The sequence below is a fragment of the Paenibacillus glucanolyticus genome (assembly GCF_037333485.1).
Taxonomy (GTDB): Bacteria; Bacillota; Bacilli; order Paenibacillales; family Paenibacillaceae; genus Paenibacillus_AQ; species Paenibacillus_AQ glucanolyticus.
This window is the reverse complement of sequence record NZ_CP147845.1, coordinates 5,305,488-5,326,179: the sequence shown is the minus strand read 5'-3', so window position 1 is coordinate 5,326,179 and position 20,692 is coordinate 5,305,488. Positions and strand designations below refer to the sequence as shown.

Annotated in this window: 15 protein-coding genes; 12 read left to right on the top strand and 3 right to left on the bottom strand. The window is 49.9% G+C overall.

Features of this window, described 5'->3' with window-relative positions:
• Positions 1 to 163 precede the first annotated feature (163 nt).
• Entirely contained in the window at positions 164 to 913 is a 750-nt protein-coding gene (locus WDY75_RS24925) for an SDR family NAD(P)-dependent oxidoreductase (protein ID WP_063479752.1), read from the top strand.
• A 126-nt stretch (positions 914 to 1,039) separates the two neighbouring features.
• Here the strand turns inward: WDY75_RS24925 and WDY75_RS24920 are convergent, their stop codons facing one another.
• The gene (locus WDY75_RS24920) at positions 1,040 to 1,786 is read right to left on the bottom strand and encodes a class I SAM-dependent methyltransferase (RefSeq protein ID WP_063478752.1); all 747 of its coding nucleotides are present in this window, start codon (positions 1,784 to 1,786) and stop codon (positions 1,040 to 1,042) included.
• Between the two features lie 232 nt (positions 1,787 to 2,018).
• On the opposite strand from WDY75_RS24920, the gene WDY75_RS24915 reads away from it, so the two are divergent.
• From WDY75_RS24915 to WDY75_RS24885, 7 genes are all read left to right on the top strand, one after another.
• Positions 2,019 to 3,203, top strand: a complete 1,185-nt coding sequence (locus tag WDY75_RS24915) for an acyltransferase (RefSeq protein WP_063478753.1) — start codon at positions 2,019 to 2,021, stop codon at positions 3,201 to 3,203.
• Between the two features lie 144 nt (positions 3,204 to 3,347).
• Entirely contained in the window at positions 3,348 to 4,040 is a 693-nt protein-coding gene (locus tag WDY75_RS24910; RefSeq protein ID WP_006208527.1) for a response regulator transcription factor, read from the top strand.
• A gap of 30 nt (positions 4,041 to 4,070) precedes the next feature.
• Positions 4,071 to 5,279, top strand: a complete 1,209-nt coding sequence (locus tag WDY75_RS24905) for a sensor histidine kinase (RefSeq protein ID WP_409348339.1) — start codon at positions 4,071 to 4,073, stop codon at positions 5,277 to 5,279.
• Positions 5,280 to 5,496: 217 nt separating this feature from the next.
• The gene (locus WDY75_RS24900; protein WP_006208529.1) at positions 5,497 to 5,826 is read left to right on the top strand and encodes a hypothetical protein; all 330 of its coding nucleotides are present in this window, start codon (positions 5,497 to 5,499) and stop codon (positions 5,824 to 5,826) included.
• A gap of 196 nt (positions 5,827 to 6,022) precedes the next feature.
• Positions 6,023 to 8,269 (top strand): PQQ-binding-like beta-propeller repeat protein, encoded by a 2,247-nt coding sequence (locus tag WDY75_RS24895; RefSeq protein WP_063479753.1) that lies wholly within the window; start codon positions 6,023 to 6,025, stop codon positions 8,267 to 8,269.
• A 52-nt stretch (positions 8,270 to 8,321) separates the two neighbouring features.
• Positions 8,322 to 8,663 (top strand): hypothetical protein, encoded by a 342-nt coding sequence (locus WDY75_RS24890; RefSeq protein ID WP_063478755.1) that lies wholly within the window; start codon positions 8,322 to 8,324, stop codon positions 8,661 to 8,663.
• 1,084 nt (positions 8,664 to 9,747) lie between these two features.
• Positions 9,748 to 11,706 (top strand): copper amine oxidase N-terminal domain-containing protein, encoded by a 1,959-nt coding sequence (locus tag WDY75_RS24885; RefSeq protein ID WP_063478757.1) that lies wholly within the window; start codon positions 9,748 to 9,750, stop codon positions 11,704 to 11,706.
• A 120-nt stretch (positions 11,707 to 11,826) separates the two neighbouring features.
• Here WDY75_RS24885 and WDY75_RS24880 read toward each other — a convergent pair whose 3' ends face one another.
• Both WDY75_RS24880 and WDY75_RS24875 read right to left on the bottom strand, forming a co-directional pair.
• Positions 11,827 to 13,281, bottom strand: coding sequence for an SLC13 family permease (locus WDY75_RS24880; RefSeq protein WP_082834307.1), 1,455 nt, complete (start codon positions 13,279 to 13,281; stop codon positions 11,827 to 11,829).
• Positions 13,278 to 14,462 carry a glycerate kinase gene (locus tag WDY75_RS24875; RefSeq protein WP_036641113.1) on the bottom strand — a complete coding sequence of 395 codons (1,185 nt, stop codon included), beginning with the start codon at positions 14,460 to 14,462 and terminating at the stop codon, positions 13,278 to 13,280. Before WDY75_RS24875 ends, WDY75_RS24880 begins: the two co-directional genes overlap by 4 nt.
• 309 nt (positions 14,463 to 14,771) lie before the next feature.
• On the opposite strand from WDY75_RS24875, the gene WDY75_RS24870 reads away from it, so the two are divergent.
• The 4 genes from WDY75_RS24870 to WDY75_RS24855 all read left to right on the top strand — a co-directional run bounded on the left by WDY75_RS24870 (position 14,772) and on the right by WDY75_RS24855 (position 20,675).
• Complete coding sequence (locus WDY75_RS24870) at positions 14,772 to 17,081, top strand: helix-turn-helix domain-containing protein (RefSeq protein WP_063478758.1); 2,310 nt, start codon at positions 14,772 to 14,774, stop codon at positions 17,079 to 17,081.
• Positions 17,082 to 17,272: 191 nt separating this feature from the next.
• Positions 17,273 to 18,193, top strand: a complete 921-nt coding sequence (locus WDY75_RS24865; RefSeq protein WP_006208539.1) for an ABC transporter permease — start codon at positions 17,273 to 17,275, stop codon at positions 18,191 to 18,193.
• Between the two features lie 12 nt (positions 18,194 to 18,205).
• A complete protein-coding gene (locus WDY75_RS24860; RefSeq protein ID WP_063478759.1) occupies positions 18,206 to 19,066 on the top strand; it encodes a carbohydrate ABC transporter permease in 861 nt (286 codons plus the stop codon).
• A 58-nt stretch (positions 19,067 to 19,124) separates the two neighbouring features.
• Positions 19,125 to 20,675, top strand: a complete 1,551-nt coding sequence (locus WDY75_RS24855) for an extracellular solute-binding protein (protein WP_063478760.1) — start codon at positions 19,125 to 19,127, stop codon at positions 20,673 to 20,675.
• Positions 20,676 to 20,692 lie beyond the last annotated feature (17 nt).

The following is a 20,692-nucleotide window of genomic DNA, read 5'->3' as shown; positions in this document are numbered from 1 at the left end:
GGACAGCAAGCTTCTCCTGGTGAGAGGCTTGCTTTTTTTTGATGCATAAGAAATATGCTTCCATATTTCAGCGGGATAATATAGGTGCAATTTGAAATTCTCCACGAAATGCTCTATCGTTGATAGTGAGGCTATCATTTTGATGAAAGAAGGCGCATACAGCATGAGACTCAAGGATAAAGTAGCTATAATTACAGGTGGTGCCGGAGGCATCGGCAGCGGCATGGCTCTTGCCATGGCTAAGGAAGGCGCTAAGGTTGTGATTGTGGACGTGAATGAGGAGAAAGGGCGTGAAACGGAGAAAAGACTGAAAGAGTTCAGTGATTCGATGTTTATCAACGGTGATATTACCCATAAATCCTCGATTCAGAGTATTGTTGATGATGTTATGAAAACTTATGGCAAACTCGACGTTCTCGTTAACAATGCACATGTATCCAAGCAGGTACCTATCGTGGATACAACCGATGACGTGATGGCGTTGTCGTTTGATACCGGTTTTTATCCGACGTTTTATTTTATGCAGACGTGTTATCCTCATCTGAAGGCAACTCGGGGCAAAGTGATTAATTTTGCATCCGGTGCCGGTCTGTCGGGCATGGTGAACCAAGCCTCCTATGCCGCAGCAAAAGAAGCCATTCGCGGGCTGTCCCGCGTGGCCGCCAACGAATGGGGAGCCGACGGCATCAACGTCAATCTGATCAGTCCCATTGCACTGACGCCGGGCGTTGAGCAGTGGAGCAAGGCATTCCCGGAAGAATACCAAGGCATGGTCGATAAAATTCCGCTGAAAAAAATGGGGGATCCCGAGCAGGATATCGGACGCGTGGCCGTTTTTTTGGCAAGCTCCGATTCCGACTACGTGACGGGTCAAACACTGATGGTAGATGGCGGTTCAATCATGCTGAGATAATAGGGAATTTCTCCTTCAAAAAAAGAGCGCACAAGGGCCTTGTCCCTTGTGCGCTCTTTGTGTTTAATGGCAGGCTGATATGGGGTATGGATATCCGGAGGATAAAAGATAGTGGTTCGACTTCTCTTATCTTCGGGCTATCATCATAAACCGCGCGGCATTCGTCCGAATTCCCCGATCGGTGCGATGGTCGCTGATAAACTGCTGAAGGATACGGAAATCATCTTTCTCCTGACCGAATCGAGGAATGATGGGTGTGTGCTTCAGCAGAAAGATCAGGTCCTCCTCGCGCTCGTAGTACTCGACTGCATCATACTCGGCATAATGAATATTGCGAAATCCGGCAAGCTGGAGTTCCTTCGTATACTGTTCCTTCAGGCTGCCGTCCGGACGAAGGGATTGTCCTCTTCCAAAGGCCTGTACCAGATTGGCTTTATCACACTCGCGAACCTGCTGCGTCAGAAATACGCCATCCTCCGTCAGGACTCTGGCAGTTTCGGATGCGTGGAAAGGGGAATGCCGACATGAGATGATATTGAAAAATTCCGAAGGGAATGAGAGTGACTCAGCTTCCATCTGTGCAAAGCGTACATTGGAAATCGCGGTCCGCTGCATATTCCGCCGGGCGGTTTCAACCATGGTGTGGGAAAGATCGATCCCAACCAGCAATGCTGCGTGGGAGGCGGTAGACAACAGGCTCTCTCCGCCGCCAGTACCGATATCAAGCAGAACATCGGAAGCTGTGCATAATCGACTGACCTGATCATAGAAATCCCATTCCACGCCTTCTGAAGAACATCTGATCTGGCTGAAGTCCCAGCCGTTCAAGGCTCCTACGGTATCATAAAATTGCTTGTATTCCTGTGAATTCATATATATGAACCACCTTCCATATTCCCATTTTTACCCCGATTGGAAAGATAATTTAATTGTAAGTCCAAGGACTTCATGCAATCAAGAAGAATTATGTTAGGAGAAGGGACCAGAATCTTAAGTAATTGTTAAGGATTTGGAAGTATAGCGTTAAGAACTGTCCTATATACTTTATGAATCCGTTTCGTCTAACACACGAAAATAACCGGACTTCAGATGAGAGGGTAATTCTATGAACAAAACGAATGTATTGCCAAGGGAGCGTCTTCCCGAACTGCAGCTGGTACGCGCATTTGCCATTCTCGGCGTCCTGTCCGTTCACTCTACGTCGTATGCGGTGTCCGCCATGACGGAGTCCAAGTATTTTTTTATCTACAATTTCATGAATATCTTTATGAAGTACGGAACGCCTACGTTTATATTTTTGAGCAGTCTGGTCCTCTTCTACAATTACTATGATCGTCCCACGACGAAGAAGCTGATTGGCGGGTTTTACAAAAAAAGACTGTTATATATTATCATTCCTTACACGCTCTTTTCGGTGTTCTACTTCGTGCTGCTTCACTACCTGTATTATCAAGGCAGACCGTTTGGCGACACGATGGAGAGTTTTGTCCAGAAGCTGCTGACCGGCAAAGCCTATACGCATCTATATTTTGTCTTTATCAGCATTCAGTTTTACGTGCTGTTTCCGCTTGCGCTGTGGTTGTTCAAGAAACTGCCGTCGCTTGCGAAATGGGCGATACCGATTGGACTGGTCATCCAGTGGACGTTTATACTTATGAATAAGTATTATTGGCAGGTACCGAATAAGGGAAGCTGGGCGTTGTCCTACATGGCCTATTTCATGCTGGGAGCTTTTATCGGCATCTATTATCCGAAACTGAAAGCCTGGATTGTAATCAGCCGTGCAAATGTTACGCCATACCGCGTTACGGCTTGGGTGATGCTGTGGGTAATGTGGGCTGCTGCGGGTCTTGGTCATGTCTACATTTATTACAACAATCGTCTGCACGGAACGAGTTATAATTCTACGCTGTACGAGTTGATGTGGAATGCACATACCTATTTGGGGGCGCTGGTGCTGCTCCAGCTTGCTATTCTATTTTATCGGATCGGGGTTCGTGGCTGGACACCTGCGCTGGAGAGACTGGGGGCCATTTCTTTTGGAATCTATTTAATTCATCCGTTCTTCCTGCTCATCTACCGTGAATTCCCGCTTGCCACGGGGAGCTCGATTATTACCCATCTGTGGTATGCCGGGGGTTTTGCAGCCGCATTAGGGTGCTCATGGATCGTTGTCGAGCTTACGGTGCGCTATATACCAGGCTCCTGGGTAATATTCGGCAATATTCCGAAATCGAAGAAATTCGTCAAGCCTGCCGATCAACCTACCGCGCCGCTCTCTGGTTCATAGTTCGCTTCGTAGCAGCCAGGACGTATGCCAAGCGAGAGCATGGCTGTCTAACATCAGGATAGAAACTGCCGCGCAGCGCGGTTCGACTGCACAGGCTTGCGTCTGGTAGACGTTCTCCTGTCAGTTGCATATCAAGGAGGAGCCATGTCTTTAGTTACGATACTAATGGTAGACGATGAAACCGAAATTATTAAATTAATGGAGATTTACGTGAGAAATGAAGGCTATAAGCTGCTCACGGCCTCTCATGGACTGGAAGCGTTGGAGATTTTGAAAACGCAGAAGGTGGATTTGATCATCCTCGATGTCATGATGCCGCAGATGGATGGGATAGAGGCTTGCATGAAGATCCGGGAGGAGAATAACACGCCAATCATCATGCTGTCCGCCAAGAGCCAGGAGATTGATAAAATCGCAGGACTCAGCATCGGCGCGGATGATTATGTGACCAAACCGTTCAGTCCGCTCGAATTGATTGCCAGAATCAAATCGCAGCTGCGCAGATACAAACACCTGAACAGCAGATCGGTACGAAACGAGAACGAGATTCAGATCGATGAGCTGATTGTCAACGTGGCTTCACACCGGGTCACGGTGGCGGGCGAGGAGATCAAGCTGACACCGCGCGAGTTTGCCCTGCTGCATATGCTGGCTATTAACCGCGGGCTGGTGCTGAGCATGGACAAGATTTATACCGAGGTGTGGAATGAGCCGTTCATGGAATCGAAAAATACGGTCATGGTCCATATTCGCAAGCTGCGTGAGAAGATCGAGAAGGATCCGCAGCAGCCGGAGTATATAAAAACCGTATGGGGAATCGGGTACAAGATAGAGTAAACTTAAGCAGAGGTGACAGACTTGAAAGTAATGAAGCTCCATAGCATCCGCCTGAAGATGATGCTCATGCTGCTCAGCAGCATCGGCATTACGGCTGCCCTGCTTATTATTCTCTATTCATTAGGCACGCTGATCCTCAGCATACCGGCGATCAATTCGCCGCTTGCCTGGCTCATCAATAACATTGGCTCGGAGCCAGTCATGATGCTCACGGGCATCATTCTCTTTTTTGCCAGCTATTATATGACCACAAGATGGTTCGTGTTAGATCTGCAGAAGATCCAGACAGGACTTCAGGAAATTACAGCCGGTCGATTCGATTCCAAAATCGAGCTCAAAACCCAGGATGAATTAGGCAGCGTTGCTTCCAGCATTAATCACATGACTGAGCAGTTGAACGCTTACCTGGAGGAAATTACGCACGGGCTTCGTGAAATTGCCAAAGGGAATTTCGATACCGAAATTCCGGTTTATTCCGGCAGTCAGCTGGGCGAGGTAGCCGAGAGCATCAATCAGATGAGCAGGCAGCTGCATCAATCCATTCTGGAGGAGCGCTACGCCGAGAAGACCAAGAATGATCTGATTACAGGGGTTTCTCATGACCTGCGAACTCCGCTTACCTCGATACTGGGATTCCTTGAGGTGATTGAGGAGGATCGATATCAGGATGAGGTGGAGCTGCGATATTACGTAAATATCGCTTATGAGAAAGCCCAAAATCTGAAAAGGCTAATTGATGATCTGTTTGAATATACACGGATTAATAATGGGCTCCCGCTGGACATCCGGAAGATCGATATGGTCCGGTTCATCAGGCAGCTTATCGAGGAATCGGTACCGACTCTGGAGAAATCCGGGATGGAATGCAACCTAACGGCAGAGGAAGACCTCATCATCATGGCAGACGGCGCGCAGCTTGTCCGTGCCTATGAGAATCTGATATCCAATGCGATCCGGTACGGAGAATCCGGCAAAATCATCGACATCGCCGTCCGAAGCGATCGGGATCAGGTGAGCATCAGCTTCACCAACTATGGCGATCCGATTCCCGAGCGGGATCTGCCCTTCATATTCGACCGCTTCTACCGTGTGGAAGGCTCTCGTTCGAAGCAGACGGGCGGCACCGGTTTGGGACTGGCGATTACGAAGAGCATTGTGGAGGTCCAGGGCGGCGAAATCCGGGTGCGGAGCGATGAGCGGAGAACGACCTTCGAAACCCGTTTCCCTAAAGTCATATGATGGATGCTAAACAGGCTGGCGGGTACTTGACGGAGCGCTCCCTTTGAAGGGAGCGTTTTTTGTTGACAAATAAGATAAGAAAGTTTTCACGCTGGTAATCGCATGCCCGATGTAATTGTTCAGTTTAATTTAAGCAATCGTTAAGGATTTGGAAGCCTGGTTGATAAGATATGTTCCTTATACTTTCCTTCAGGAAGTACATAAGGAGGCAGCGAAGATGAGTTTGTTGCAGCATGCGAAGCAGAACGCTGGATTTACGATGGTATGGTTGGCAATGGGTCTGATTGTTATGGTCTTGTTTGTATCGGGATGCGGAGGGGACCGGATGTCTTACAGAGAGGCGTTAACTCCAAGCGGCAAAAGCCTTAAGGGATCAACAGCAGAAATGCATAAGGATTCGCCTGCCTCTTCTGCATCTTTTATAGAGAAGTTATGGGGTGAAGTGTGGGATGGGGTGACCCATCGTACAAGGCAAATGACGGGGGAGCAGGTGCCGCAGGGCCGTTTACTATATGACTCGGGCAAGAGATTGGAAATACGACGATGAAGGGAAAGCCGGCAAGTCGTGTTCCGTTGAAAATACCACGCCGTATCCGGTGAGAGGATTACTTTATTTACGCAACAACGAGAGAAACTAGAAAAAGCTCCCTTCGCGAAAGGGAGCTTTTTCTTTGGATTATGGAACATATTGTCTTATAATAGCGTTTACCATATATACGCTTGTATTGGAGAGGATGGTTCCTGTGAGTTCACGTGTATCGATCCGAAAGCGATGGTTCATCGGCATAGCGACAGCCGTCAGTATATCGCTCATTTGGGTTCCGGCTCAGCGGACGGAGGAGAGCGCTCGTGTTGTCGTTGCTGGTGCCGCAGACGTTATTAAAGCAGGTCAAACGGTCACGATCCGGCAGAAGACCGCCCTTTTTCCTAGTGCGCTTACCAAGAACAGCCATCTGACAGATCTTAAGGCAAGTTATTATGGAGCCAAGGGAGAAGCGCTCCGGATCAGCTCCGTGAAGGGGGATATGGCCTATATCCAATCCGATTCCCGAGGAGACTTGTGGCTCCCGACATGGTATGCGACCAAGGAGGCAGCACTAAGCCAAGAAATATCCCCGCTTTCGCTTCAATTGCGCAGTGGCGGCAGTCTATACCTGGCTCCCGGGAGCGGGGTCAGATGGCCGGTAACAGCTGCGGGAATGTCACTCGTTGCGGTCGCACAGTGGAAGGACTGGTACGGTGTTATGATCCCTCCTGCCAAGTGGAAGGATGATTACCAGATCTATCGCCCGGCGATGATGTGGGTGCAAGGAAAGGACATAGCAAGCAAACAGACGTTGCCCGACGGACTGTTGGATGGGGAGTCTGAATTATCGACCGATGTGGTGCGCAACTTGACGGAGTTTCTTTTCAAGAAAGGAACCAGCTCTTCTTATGTGAAAAAACTGCTCGGAGAACCGCAGGTGAGGGAGACCTCACGGAATCAGGAGCAGAGCTCCAGTAAACCGATGATCCTGGGTGAAACCTGGAGGTATGAGCTGCGGGATGTACATTATACAGCCACCTTCTCACCTGCCGGAAAGCTGGTGGCTAGCGAATGGACAATGCCTGCAACGGGAGTGTTTGAGCGTAGAGGTGCTGGTGATGACTACGAGTTTACCTATCATTTTGCCGCTGTACCGCCGCTGAATACGATAGAGGCTGACCCCGCCTGGAGAAATCAGGGCAATCTGAATTATACGTTCCTGCTGGAGGCCAATGAAGACGTATTGCTCCTCAAGGGAGATGACGGCGGTTATAGCGGCATGCACGATCATTCATCCCTGTATGCCATCGATCGAAGCACAGGCAAGAAACTGTGGCAGGAGGATGCAGGTTTTGGCTGGTATACGGCCGTAATAGATAAGGATCGCGAGCATGTCACGATGTTCTCGGCCTACAATCCCGTCATCAAAAATTATCAGGCCAGGGTGCGTCATATCCGGCTATCGGATGGTAAAGTGCTGTGGGAGGTTAAGCCGAAGAATGAATTTGGCCTGACCATGACGGCTGTGCAAGACGCGATTGTTCTGGATGAACCGCTTAATTTGCATGAAACCCGGAGTCTGCTGAGTGTGCTGGATCAGGAAACCGGCAAGCTGCGCTGGAAAAAGACGCTGACTGGCGACCACCGTCTGTTAAGCCAGGGGGATGATCCGTACATACTCATCGAACAGAACGGAGTGCTTGAAGGGTATGATCCTGTAACCGGCAAAGCCGTATGGTATGTCAACGTTGGGAAAAGGACAATGGACGATCCGACCTGGGATTCGTATTTTACGGGAGGATATCGTTATGATCCGATAGCGCCAGCGGACCTTACGACAAGATGGATGCTGCTGGGCAGCCAGTGGGTTCTGTTCAATACGAGGACCGGTGAGCGGGAGGGCGTTTATCCAGCCTCCGAAATGGAACGGTTTGAGGTGCTGGATGAGCGGTATCTGCTGGTGCAGCGTGCGCTGAACGGGAAGTATTTCAGCGGGGCGACCGCTTACGAAACCGTGCTGTATGACAGCGTTGAAGGGAAGGAAGTCTGGACGCTGAAGGGAAGGGCCTCCCGCGGAATTATTGAGGGCGAGAGAGTCTATCTAACCTTGAACGGCATCCCGGCCGCTGTGAATCAGAAGACCGGCAGCGTGATTTGGAAGATGGATCATTCGTTGCAAGCAAAAGAAGATGTATCCCATCTGGTTGGCAGCAGTTATGGAATATTGGACCGTTACCTGCTTATAAGCCTTGGCAGTGATCTGGTGGTGCTGAACAAGGAGACCGGCAAGAGCTTGGGAAGGTTGCAGCATGTGATCACCGGCAACGTTGACCTGCGTGAGCAGTATGCAAGAAATGGCGCGCTGAACATAACGGAGCATGAGGTGCTGGTTGGAACGGTGAATGGGGCATTCATTCGTTATGATAGGGCAGAATTAGAGGCGCGTCTGGATGAGCTGCTGTAATCTCTTTTTTATAGAAAAACGGTAATGCAAAGGCTATAAAGGAGGAGGACTAGTGGGCAACAGGCTAAAGTTAGCAGGGATTCCTGTCATCAGTTTATTGTTAATCCTGTGTTTGGGCTGCGGGAGCAAGCAGTCAGTGAGTTATGCGTCTGTGTTAAATTATAACGATGAAGAGTATATCGGAAAGGGCATCGAATCTGCGGAAGTTTTTGCCGATGCAGATTTGACCTTGGCGGGTAGGATTCAGAAGCAGCTTGAGCCGGATCAATACCCGGATACGAACCTATCGTCGAATGAACTTCAAGAAGGCACGGAGATCTATATCGTGAATGATGATATGTTGGTAGCTCTGCAAGAAGACAGGAGTTTCAAAGTGTTTGAGCGTATGAACTGAGTGAGTTATAGGGAGGCGTCCTTAAAGTCTGGAGACAGGCTTTAGGGACGTTTTTTCTGCGATTTGGCACATCAATCTTGGATTGCCCGTGCCCTCAGAACCGGTACAGCAAGGGAGTTGCTGCTCGTTCCTGAGAAGGAGTGGCTGTTAGTTGTGGAGACCGATGAAAGGATGGGGCGCCCTCCCAACGGTTGGTGTCTGCATCAAGTGACTGGGGCTTTTGGATGTATCGGTTGCGGAAATCCGGATCACGGCTGTTGAAGGTGCTGCTGCCGTGGTGATTGCAAGCCCCGTGTACAAAGATTCTGGGGTTGGTCCCCAACACCACTATTACGCGAGTAACCCTGGTTCTTGCCGCTGTTCCGACATCTTAACGGACTCCAGATCCGTTATTTGCCTCTTTTAGTCCCTTTTTTTGAATCTAACGGACTCAGGATCCCTTATTACCTCATAAAACAAACAAATTGCTGACTCATATCACAAATAACGCATCTCATGTCCGTTAGTCTCAAAAACAACACTTTTCCAGCTAAATAACGTATCCTCTGTCCGTTAGCCCCAAGAGCGGCAGCACCACCACCACTACGTCACCATTGCCACATCGCTACCATGTCACACCACCACCACTACCGCCACCTTGTCACCACCACCGTTACCCTCCCCTCACCGCTACGCCCCCACCGCTGCCACGCAACCGTGCCCCAGGACCGCCATGCGACCATGCCCCCACCGCCGCCACGCAACCGTGCCCCCAGGACCGCCATGCGACCATGCCCCCACCGCCGCCACGCAACGGTGCCCCAGGACCGCCATGCGACCATGCCCCCACTGCCACCACGCAACCGTGCCCCCAGCACCGCCATACGACTGTGCCCCCAGCCACCACGTAACCGTGCAGCATCACCATCACAATCGCTACCTACCACCATGTCACCATCACCACTACGCTACCCTGTTACCACCGCCACCATCAGCAACGCTGCCAAATTTTAATATGGTTTCATTCTATTGAATGGTATAATATTCCTGGTTCAAAATTACTAGATTTGAAAGTGATACATTCTAAGAGAGATGAGGTTCATGCATGTTAAAAAAAATGTTAATGCTGCTGTTAGCGGTGTGTATGATAGTCCCGACAGCTGCCGGAGCTGCTTATGGCGAGTCGGGCAAGGCAAGCTCTAAGATTGCGATGCTGCTGCCTGATGGCACACCCTTAATGGAGGATGGTACAGCTTGGGTTACTTATACCCGTCTTCCAATGACCAAAATCCCGCTTCCTATGGGTGGGGACCTGAAACAGATTGCGGGATCAAGCGAGTACGGATTCGGTGTGAACAATGCTGGTGGACTGGTCATGTGGGGAGAATCCGGTTTTCAGAATGTGGCGGGCCAGAGTAACGTAAAGCAGGTTGGACAAGGCTACTGGCTGACCTCTGATGGCAACGTTAACCGCCTGGATAGTTCCAAACCGCAAGCCGTAAAGGGCTTTGAGGGGATTTCCATATTTGATGAGAATAAGGGTATTATCGGTGGTGTTACCCAGTCGGGGACAGTATTGTATCACAATAGCGCCTATACGCCGGAGCCCGTGGCCCTGGGTCAAGTGACGGATGTGAACTCCATTCGCAAAATTAAAGTGGCCGGCGACTATGCCGCTATTTTATATAATGACGGAAGGCTCGTACTGTTCAGTACACTTCGCATTAATGGCAGCACAACCTACCTGTCACAAAAACTGATTCAAGATGCAGCTGACATTTCTTTTGGTAAAGAACAGAAGTTGATTATTGTGAAAAAGGATGGGACTGTGTGGAATGCCAAATTGGATGTGTTCACTCAAACATTCGAAATGAACCCGTTGAACGGGATCAGCGGGGTTCAACAGATTGTGGGAATTGGAGGTTCCAAAAGCTTTTTCGCACAATTAATGGATGGCACATGGATAGAGTATGATAACGGACAACAATACGATGTGCCAGTTCCAAGCATTACCAGCGTTACGCTAAAAGTATCGAATAGTAAGCCGAAGGTAGGAAGCTCCATTACTCCAACTGTTGAATTTCAGTATGGTAATGGAGAGAAACACAAGATTCCGGGCAATATGATCGCTTTGTCTGTAGATAAGCCGCACATCATCAAAGCGGTAGAGAAGGGAGCCTACAAAATCCTAGGTGTGGGTGAAGCCACTCTGACGGTGGATATTACCGGCAAGAAGCAATCGGTCAAGATCGTTTCGGGACTTGGCAAGCCGCTCGAGAACGCCAAGCAGGAGAAGGGTATTACTTATTTGCCGCTGAAGCGGGTATTTGAAGCTTTGGGAGGCACGGTTCAGTATCAGGCAGCTTCCAAGACCTTTGATATTACCATAGGGGAGACGGAGATAACTGTTAAGGCCGGTAGTAAACAGGCGAAGATCAACGGTAAAACCGTAAACATGAAAGGAGCTCCGATCCAGAATAAGGGGGAGACACTGGTGTCAGCGGACCTGTTAACCGCAGCGCTGGGTGCAAAGCTAAAGTGGGATGCATCCAAGCAGCAAATGACCGTCGCCCTGGGATCAGCACAATTTGTTGTGAAGGGCGAGCAGAAGAAGGCGCAGAACTCCAGTTCAGGAGGAACTTCTGGTAAAAGCAAAATGTCTGCAGTCAATGCAAGCGGGAGTATGGCTGGGTGGAAACTGCTTAAAGGCCATGAATACGAAAAATCCTTGCGGATTTATTTTCAATACAAGAATGGCATCCTGGCTACCAAAACAGAAGATATCCGCAAGGTAGACTTGAATAAAAAGGTTACCTGGACGGATGATAATGGCCGCAAGCGTACCAATACCGTGCGTGAGATCTATTCCCTGTTTACATTGTCCAATGAATATACGTCAGAATGGCTTCTCAAGAAATTTGGCAAGCTCTATGAGGATTGGATGCTGACCTCCCTGGTTGATGCTAACCGGATTGTTGAGCAATACTTGCAGGAGACCGGTCAGATGCCGAGTTATGCTCCAAATGTAACGCTGACGCCGGATGCGGTGTTTGAGTACGAATAGGTTGGAATGATAATGAATTAGAGGACCTCCGGTTCGAATGGAAACATTTGATCCGGAGGTTTTTTCATGGAGCATCGTTCTTTGTTCTGCCAAACTCGAGGCTTTATTAAACATAACCCTTCACAGCCTTAACCCTGTCCACTGCCAATATGTGTAGTAAAATAACAGCATGACACCCACATATAGAGGCATACATACCATGCTGAGCTTGACCAGGTCCTTGGCGGGATAAGAGACTGACTCATCCTCGTAATACAAGAGCAACGCTTTTGAGCTTACCGGAAATGTGATGCAGTAATTCATGCCCACCAGTGTCAAGAAAACGACGGCGGAAGCATCAAGCTGAAGCGTCTGGCCCAGCACGATAAATGCCGGGATCATCACCACGGCCCTTGTGGTATGGGATGTGATGTACAGGTGCGAAGTAACGGATACCAGAATGATGATCAGCAGCGTTATGAAGGGAGGGGCGGTTTCCAGAACACGAAGCTCGCTGAACACAATCTGCTGGAGCCAATCCACCACGCCATTCTCAACAAGGGCTTTTCCTAGAGCAGTGGCAGCTGCCACAAACATGATCAAATTCCAGGAAACGCTCTTCATCCCCTGCTTCCATTCCATAATCCCGATGGAAGGCAGCATGAGCAGCACGGCACCGGCCATCGTAATGAACGCAATGTCATAGCCATGCCATCCTTCGGTCATCCACAGGACAACCATCCCGGCAATCAAGCCGAGGGTTTTCTTCTCACGGCCAGACAGGGGAAGCTTCTCTGAATACTGATATCCGGAAGGGATGATATTGCTTTGCGGTTCATCCTTCCAAAACATTATTTTTACGCATAATAGAGCCAACCCGCACATGACAAGCGCAAAAGGCGCTCCCCATATCACCCATGTTACATAGGAGATGTCCGCCCCTGTTGCCCCGTTTAACAGCCCGATCCCAATGATGTGAGAACCGGCCCCGATGACCGTTGCAGACGAAGCGAGTAATATCATCACGGGAAGAAGCATGGCAACCGATTTTTTCTGCTGATCATTCTTCAATAAAGCGTGCAGTTCTCTCACAATGGGAAGTGTCAGGGCGGCTCGTCCGGAGGTAGACGGTATAAAGAAAGTCAAAGGCTGAATCACGAACGCGAGCCACCATAAAAAATGTTCGGGCTTGCGTGCGCGCAGCAGCATAAAGCGAGTGAAGCGAGCGGCCAGACCGCTGGTCTTGACGCTTTCGCCGATGATAAACGAACCGATCATCAGCCAGACGATTTCTTCGGCAATGGATTCGTAAAGCAATGAAGGAGGGGCGCCCTTCAAGGCAACGATGCAGACAAGAGCCCCCAGCGCAATCCATCCCGCCGGCATCTTGGTGAAAATCCATAAAGCCATGGCGATGATAAAAAAAATGAAGGCGATTTTACCGGAATACGATAAATGTTCAACTGAAGCGATCCAAATGCTGCAGCCTGCAAGACCGGATAGCATCCATAACCCTTTTGCAGGCCGGATAGACGGCGCTCCGGGGCCAGCCTTGTTCAGCGGCTGGTCTGCGGATGGCATGTATTCAGGCTTCATAATGGCCGATATCCTTCGTTGAGCGTACGGTGGGCGATCTGATACCCGATACGCACATGCCGGAGAGCAGCTTCGGTACTGTCTGCGATCCACGGCGATGCGTTTAAGATCGCTTGATCCAGTGAGGCCGGCGTCTGAATAATGCTTGCATAGGCGTCGATTCCATTCTCATAATTAATGGCAGCATTTTCTCCAATGGTTCCTGTAATGGCAATCACGGGGATTCCTTTGGATTTGGCTATTCGCGCAACCTCCGAAGGAATTTTTCCGTTGGGGGTCTGGTAATCCAGGCAGCCCTCGGCCGTTAACACCACATCGGCTTCCAGGATATGCTGCTCGATATTTATGTATTGCATAATCACCTCGTAACGGGGATGAAGTTTCGCGTTGGCAAAAGCAACCAAGCCCGCGCCTAAACCTCCGGATGCTCCGCTTCCGGGAGCCAAGGCGATATCCACGCCAAGCTGGTTGTGTATCAGATGGGCATAGTGCTGGAATGCACTTGCCAAGTGCTCCACTTCTTCAGCAGTGGCTCCCTTCTGCGGACCAAAAACATGGGCAACGCCGTCCCGTCCGCACAGCACATTGTGCCAATTACAGGCTACGTCAATGTGTACATCCGTGAGTCTGGGGTCCAAGTCAGCCAGATCGATGGATCGTACTTTAGCCAAATCGCCGCCGCCTCGAATATAGACCGGCTGCCCGGCTTCATCTGTAAAAACAGCTCCTAGCGCCTGCGCCATCCCTGCACCGCCGTCGGAAGTGCCGGAATCGCCGCATCCAATCAGAATATGATCCACTCCAAAGTCGAGTGCCCCCAGGATCAGCTCTCCCACACCATATGTCGTTGTCCACAGCGGGTTCCGCTGCTCCCTTGGAACTAGCTTTAAGCCAGCGACTGCGGCCATCTCGATGACCGCTGTTTTCTTGTTGTTTTCCGTGTAAACACCGAAATAACTCGTAATGGGTTGACCAACGGGACCCGTAACTTCCTTGTGATACAGACGTCCATGCTTTATATTTACGATGCTCTTGGCAAAGCCCTCGCCGCCATCAATCATCGGAATGACGGTGATGCTGGCATCCAAATTCAGACGATGAACGCCCATTCGCATCGCTTCACCGACTTCTTCCGCATCCAGGCATTCCTTAAACCCTGACGGAATCATAACGATTTTCATATCATATCCTCCTGTTGTCTGTTGATGTTCTAACTGTAGAACAGAAAAACGAGAGGAGGGTTAGAGGCAAATTAGAATTTGCTGTGAAATAATTCCAAGATGGATTGGGAGGAAAGCGGTCTGCCCCTGCTTAGCATAATGAAGATATTTTTTATTCTCAGATTTTATCGATCAATCCAACGTATCCATCTACTGTTAGCCTCCCTCCCTAGATTCCTGCGGCGAATATTATAACTTACATCAAAATATAGTAAACGTAACTGCAAGCCCGCTGGACTTGCGATTTAGAAATGCAAAGGGGGGACAATCATGAAACGAAGGACACCGCCTGTCCAAACGGCTGGGCCTGGGGACACCTATTCTTCACCTCCCAGAAGACAGACCCTTTATTGGAGGTTGTTCGCCAACTATTTTCTCCTCATTCTCATTCCCGTTATTGCGGCATCGGTTCTCGCGCAGGTGCTTGTCGTTCGAATTATTGAGAAGGATGCCGAGCGCTTCAACAGCATCATGATGAGCCGATTCTCCGAGCAGACGGATACCGAGCTTCAGTCCTTGAAGACCAGCATGATCAATATCCTCAGCACATCGAGATTGCGGAGCGTGCTACTTGCACCGATGTCTTCGTCGCCGGATGGTCAGCAGCTTCCGGAACTGCTTCATTCGCTGCGGGAGCAGCTGCAGCAGCTGGAATCGGATGATTTGGTCGATAAGGCTTATTATTATTTTGTACACCAGGACCTTATGATTGATGCCGAGACCTACACGAATAAAGCGTATTACTTCCATTCCCGCTATCCCTCGGACCTGAACCGTCGTCCTCAGCTTGAAGCCGAATTATCCGGCAAGAAAATGATGGATTTCTTGGATTCCCCTGCCTCACTAACGGCTTCCATGAGCTACCCCTTCAACACCGCCGCTCCTGAAGTATATCTCCTGGTCGAAGTGAAACGAGACAAGCTTCAGGAGCAGATTCATGTTCCGGAGAGCTGGGTCACGGGCACAGCCATTGTGGATCATACGGGAAGAGTGTTATCCCAAACCGGCTTGACCGGGCAGGATCAGGATGCACTGCAGCAGCGAATACGCACAGAGGGCATAGCCCCGCAATTTACGATATCGGACAAGCTCGGGATGTCTTTCATGACCTCAAGCTTCGACGAGTCCTGGCATTATATCAGCATGATCGATTTAGGCACCTTAATGAAGCCGGTGCATATTACCCGCTTTATCAGCTGGTTGTTCCTTGTCTTTTTCCTGATTGTCGGCGCTCTGATTTCGTATTATTTAAGCCGCCGCTTATATCAGCCGATTCGGGAAATCAAGGAAGGGCTGAGATCGCATCACTTCTCGGGGAAGGCCATCCGCCACGAAGGGAATGAGTTCGATGTCATTAAACGCTATTCCCAGTTCATCATGACGGAGAATAAAGAGCTGTTTCAGATGGTGAGCGGGATGCTTCCCATCGTGCAGGAGCAGTTCTTCACGAAAATACTGTTGGGTCAGTATCGTGACGCGTTATCCATTGAGTATTATGCGAAGGAGATTGAATTCTCGTATAGCGAAGCTGCGGCAAGAGCCGTCCTGTGCATCTCATTCCACATGGACCCGTCGATTTACGAGTCCACGTCGGAATCGACCAAGACTTTTCTGCTGACAGAACTCAAGGAGAAGATTCACCGACTTGCACCCGGTATGGTATGGATTTGCCAGACAAGGCCGGATTTACTGGCCTGCATCGTTCAGTTTGATCCGCAGTTGGAGGACCATCCGGTAAGGATGGCGGAGCAGATTCGCCGCATATTCCTGGAGTACAGCACTTATTACAGAGCGACGATCGGAATCGGCAGAACCGTTCACGCCATGGAAGAGCTGCACCAGTCCTATGAGCATGCCTTGGCCATGCTGAAGTATCGGGGACTGCACTCTGCCGTTGAAATTTGCAGCAGCCAGCCTTGTCGGGAGACGCAGCAATGGGACCCTTTTCTGTCCGTGCAGGAGGTCCAGCGGATTCACAATCAGTATAAAACCAGGGAGTACGATAAGCTGCTCCAATCCGTGAATACTCTGCTGGAGGAGGGAAAGCGCAAGGACGCGGCAGCTGTGCAGATGAAATATTTGCTGGCAGATGTGCTGAATACCTGGATCCGAGCGGTAGAATCGGAGCGGAGCGAATTGAACGTCCCTTATTATGCCTGTCTATTCGAACGATTGAATCGGTGCATGACATGGGACGAGCTGACGCACTGCTTTCAGGATATTCACGGGTTTTTGTTCCGGAAGCCGGTATCAAGCAGCCGAAGTCAACAGTTCATGGAGGTCGTGGAATACATCCATGAGCATTATGATCAAGAGCTGTCGATCGAGTATTTTGCCGGGCTGATGAATATGTCCAGCGGACATTTCAGCCGTACCTTCAAGGATGAAATCGGCGAGAAATACGTGGAGTATATTGCCAAATACCGGCTGATGAAGGCCAAGCAGTTTTTGCTCGAAACCGATTTGAAAATCGACGAAATTGCCGAGAAGGTGGGATATTGGGGCAGGAATTCATTTATTCGGGCTTTCCGCCGATACGAAGGCATCACACCGGCCAAATATCGGAGCTCCCACCAATAGGAGAGAAGAGACTGCATTATTTTCTGAAGTCTCTTTTTTTGCATGGAACCAAGCGGGAAGCCTTGCGCCATGGGCGCTGCAAAACGAGTGTCTCGAGGAAAAGATGCATGCTAGACGCGGGAGAAACACGGCTCGTATAGTGGGGACAACAACACACGAATGTAAATGCTTTCAATCGGAGGTGGGGATTATTGGCGCAGCTAACACGAATCGGCTATGTTCTGAAAAAACATAAAGCGCTCTACTTGCTGATGCTGCCTGGCATTTTGTATTACTTGATATTCAAGTACGCGCCGATGTACGGCATCATCATCGCCTTCCAGGACTATTCGATCGGCAGGGGCATATTGGGAAGCAAGTTTGTTGGATTCAAGCATTTGATTGAATTTTTCTATGTTACCCCCGATGCATGGAAGCTGATTCGCAATACCATCATGCTGAATGTGTACGATCTTCTCTTTCACTTTCCGGCGCCGATTATACTGGCGGTTCTGTTTCATGAGCTGAAGGGGAAATGGTTCAAACGGTTTGTGCAGAACATCAGCTATATGCCGCATTTCCTGTCCACCGTTGTGATTGCGGGCATTCTGGTCACCTTCCTGTCCCCGACAACTGGCGTGGTTAACCATCTGCTCGTCAAGACGTTTGGCATCGAGCCGATCATGTTTCTGGGCATGCCGGAGTGGTTCCGGACAGTTTATGTGGGCTCCGAGATATGGCAGAAGGTGGGATGGGGCACGATTCTCTATTTGGCTGCCATTGCGGGGATTGATCCGACACTGTACGAAGCGGCCAGGATGGATGGAGCGAACCGGTGGCAGCAGGCCCGGCATATTACATTCATCGGCATGGTGCCGGTCATGATTATTTTGTTCGTGCTGTCGCTCGGCAATTTCATGGAGGCGAGTTTTGAGAAAATATTGCTGCTCTACAACACGATGAATTACGAAACGGCGGATGTCATTAACACCTTTGTGTACCGGCGGGGCATTCTCGACGCCGATTTTAGCTTCGCAACCGCGGTGGGCCTGTTCCAATCGGCGATTGGCTTCATTCTGGTCGTAGCGGCCAATCGGATGGTACGCAAATATTCGGAGACCAGCCTGTGGTAAGGGAGGTGCGTGATGAAAAAGCAGGAAAGCTTAGCCTCGAAGCTGTTTGATGTACTCAATGTATTGTTCATGATTGTGCTGATTATTGTAATGGCCTACCCCATGGTGTACGTATTCTCGGCTTCCATCAGCAATAATGCCCTGGTTGCGAGTGGAGCCGTGCTGCTCTGGCCGAAGAAGATTACGCTGGTCGCGTACGAGCAGCTTGTCTATAACCCCGATCTCTGGGTGAGTTATTGGAATACCATTCGTTACACCTTCGTGCAGACGGTACTGACGCTGATTGTGACCTCCGCGATGGCATATCCGCTTGCGAAGCGGTGGCTGCCCGGCCGAAGGGTAATTTTGCTGCTGGCCGCCTTCACGCTTCTGTTCAGCGGGGGCATGATTCCGACGTTCCTGATCGTTCAGAAGCTGGGGATGCTGGATACGATATGGGCCATTGTGCTTCCGTCGCTGATCAGCACCTGGTACCTGTTTATTATGCGGACATTCTTCGAGGCCTTGCCGGAGGAGCTGGAGGACGCGGCTGCCATCGACGGATGCGGGTCCCTGCAGATTCTCGTGCGGATCGTACTGCCGTTATCCGTACCGGTGATGGTCACGATCGGTCTGTTCACGGCCGTGAATCAATGGAACTCCTTCTTCAGCGCTTTGATCTATCTGAATGACCGGGATATGTACCCGCTGCAAATCATGATGCGCAATATCCTGATCGCCGGTACGAATGTGCAGGGCGAAGGGGATCTGACTCATCTGGAAACGCTGAAATACGCCATGATCATGATTGGCACACTGCCGATTCTGTGCGTCTATCCGTTTATCCAGAAATATTTTGTACAGGGCACGATGATTGGAGGCATTAAGGGGTAGCTGTGGATTTTATGAAAATCCATCTCTATACGTTGTCATTATAAAAGGAGGTTAGGAAATGCAGCGAAAGGGGTTCAGAACGGCGATTGCCATCCTGCTGCTTGGTGTGATGCTTGTTACGGGGTGCACCAGTGGCAGCAAAGATGACTCGGGGACGTTAAGTCCTGACAAACCGGTTACCTTCTCATGGCTGGTATACGATCGGGTGGAGGGGAAGGTTCGGGATGACTGGGAGATTTTCAAAGAGATTGAAGCCAAGACGGGCGTGAAAGTGAAGTTTCAAATCGTAAGCCAGGAAGGACTTGAGGAGAAAAGGCAGATCATGATTGCGACGAACACCGCTACGGATTTTATCCAGGTACCGACGCAGGATGGCAGGGAGCATGGACCGGAGAAGGTATTCTTAAACCTGAATGATTATTTGGATCGGGCACCTAATCTCAAAGCATTTTACGAGAAATATCCTGAAGCCAAAGCGCTGGCAACGGGCACGGATGGAGGGCTGTACACGGTACCCGTCCTGGAAGGGGATGCGGAAGGCAAGGGATTTAACTTCATCTGGTATGCCCGCAAGGACATTATGGATCAGTACGGGATTCAGGCGCCCACCACGGTGGATGAATTTTATCAGTATCTGAAAATATTGAAGGAAAAGGTTCCGGATTCCTATCCGCTCATCTCAAACGCTATCGTTGGGGATACGGGACTGTATACGACATTCGGGCGCATATTCACCGGCATCAGCGGCTTTTATAATCTCGATCCGACAACGGATCAATACGCGTTCGCTCCATACCATGAGAATTATCAGGATATGCTGGTATTTCTGAACAAGCTGTACGCGGAAAAATTGCTGGATCCGGAATTCTCGCTGCTGACGCAAGCGCAGTGGGAGGAGCGAATATTAACCGGCAAATCGCTGGTTACGTTTTTCTGGAAGGCGGATCTGGAGTCGCTTGTAGCGAAGGCGCGCGGTGCCGGTACTGCCGAATATGAGCTGGATGCCATTCCTTCTTTTGCCGCTGAAGGGATCAAGAACTACCAGTTCTCCCGTCCGGTCGTAGGTACTGTCGGCAGAGCCATTTCGGCGAAAGTCAAGGATAAGGAGCGCGCGGTTCAATTCCTTGATTATTTGGTCAGCGAAGAGGGAACGAACTACCTGTCCTTAGGCATTGAAGGCAAATCGTACACGATGGAGGACGGCAAGGCGGTATACAACAAGGAGTTCGGCGAATCTCCGTTTAATGCCCTGCGTAAGGATTGGGGCGTATGGTATGACCTTATCACCTTGAATAACGCCAAATCCCGTGAAGTGTGGGAGCGCGGTTTGAGCGAGAAGAGCAAGGATATCAACGCAAGGTATGAGCAGTATATCGTCCCGGCACCGAAGCAGATTGTCAAGACGGAAGAGGAGCTGGAACTGGAAAAATCAAAACTCAACAATCTGAACAAATTCCTGGAACAGAAGGTGACGGAGTTCGTAACCGGCAAAACACCAATTAACGATACGACGTACCAGCAATTTATCGATCAGGCCAAGAAACTTGGTTCCGACGAACTCCTTGCTATGTATAACACGGCGTATACACGCACATACGGCGACAAGTAATCTGCGATAGAGTGGAG

Bases quoted from the DNA above. Each gene is read 5' to 3' on its own strand.
- WDY75_RS24860 (WP_063478759.1), top strand. From the start codon at position 18,206: ATGAAAAAGCAGGAAAGCTTAGCCTCGAAGCTGTTTGATGTACTCAAT.
- WDY75_RS24905 (WP_409348339.1), top strand. From the start codon at position 4,071: ATGAAGCTCCATAGCATCCGCCTGAAGATGATGCTCATGCTGCTCAGC.
- WDY75_RS24915 (WP_063478753.1), top strand. From the start codon at position 2,019: ATGAACAAAACGAATGTATTGCCAAGGGAGCGTCTTCCCGAACTGCAG.
- WDY75_RS24925 (WP_063479752.1), top strand. From the start codon at position 164: ATGAGACTCAAGGATAAAGTAGCTATAATTACAGGTGGTGCCGGAGGC.
- WDY75_RS24880 (WP_082834307.1), bottom strand. From the start codon at position 13,281: ATGAAGCCTGAATACATGCCATCCGCAGACCAGCCGCTGAACAAGGCT.
- WDY75_RS24900 (WP_006208529.1), top strand. From the start codon at position 5,497: ATGAGTTTGTTGCAGCATGCGAAGCAGAACGCTGGATTTACGATGGTA.
- WDY75_RS24875 (WP_036641113.1), bottom strand. From the start codon at position 14,462: ATGAAAATCGTTATGATTCCGTCAGGGTTTAAGGAATGCCTGGATGCG.
- WDY75_RS24920 (WP_063478752.1), bottom strand. From the start codon at position 1,786: ATGAATTCACAGGAATACAAGCAATTTTATGATACCGTAGGAGCCTTG.
- WDY75_RS24885 (WP_063478757.1), top strand. From the start codon at position 9,748: ATGTTAAAAAAAATGTTAATGCTGCTGTTAGCGGTGTGTATGATAGTC.
- WDY75_RS24855 (WP_063478760.1), top strand. From the start codon at position 19,125: ATGCAGCGAAAGGGGTTCAGAACGGCGATTGCCATCCTGCTGCTTGGT.
- WDY75_RS24910 (WP_006208527.1), top strand. From the start codon at position 3,348: ATGTCTTTAGTTACGATACTAATGGTAGACGATGAAACCGAAATTATT.
- WDY75_RS24870 (WP_063478758.1), top strand. From the start codon at position 14,772: ATGAAACGAAGGACACCGCCTGTCCAAACGGCTGGGCCTGGGGACACC.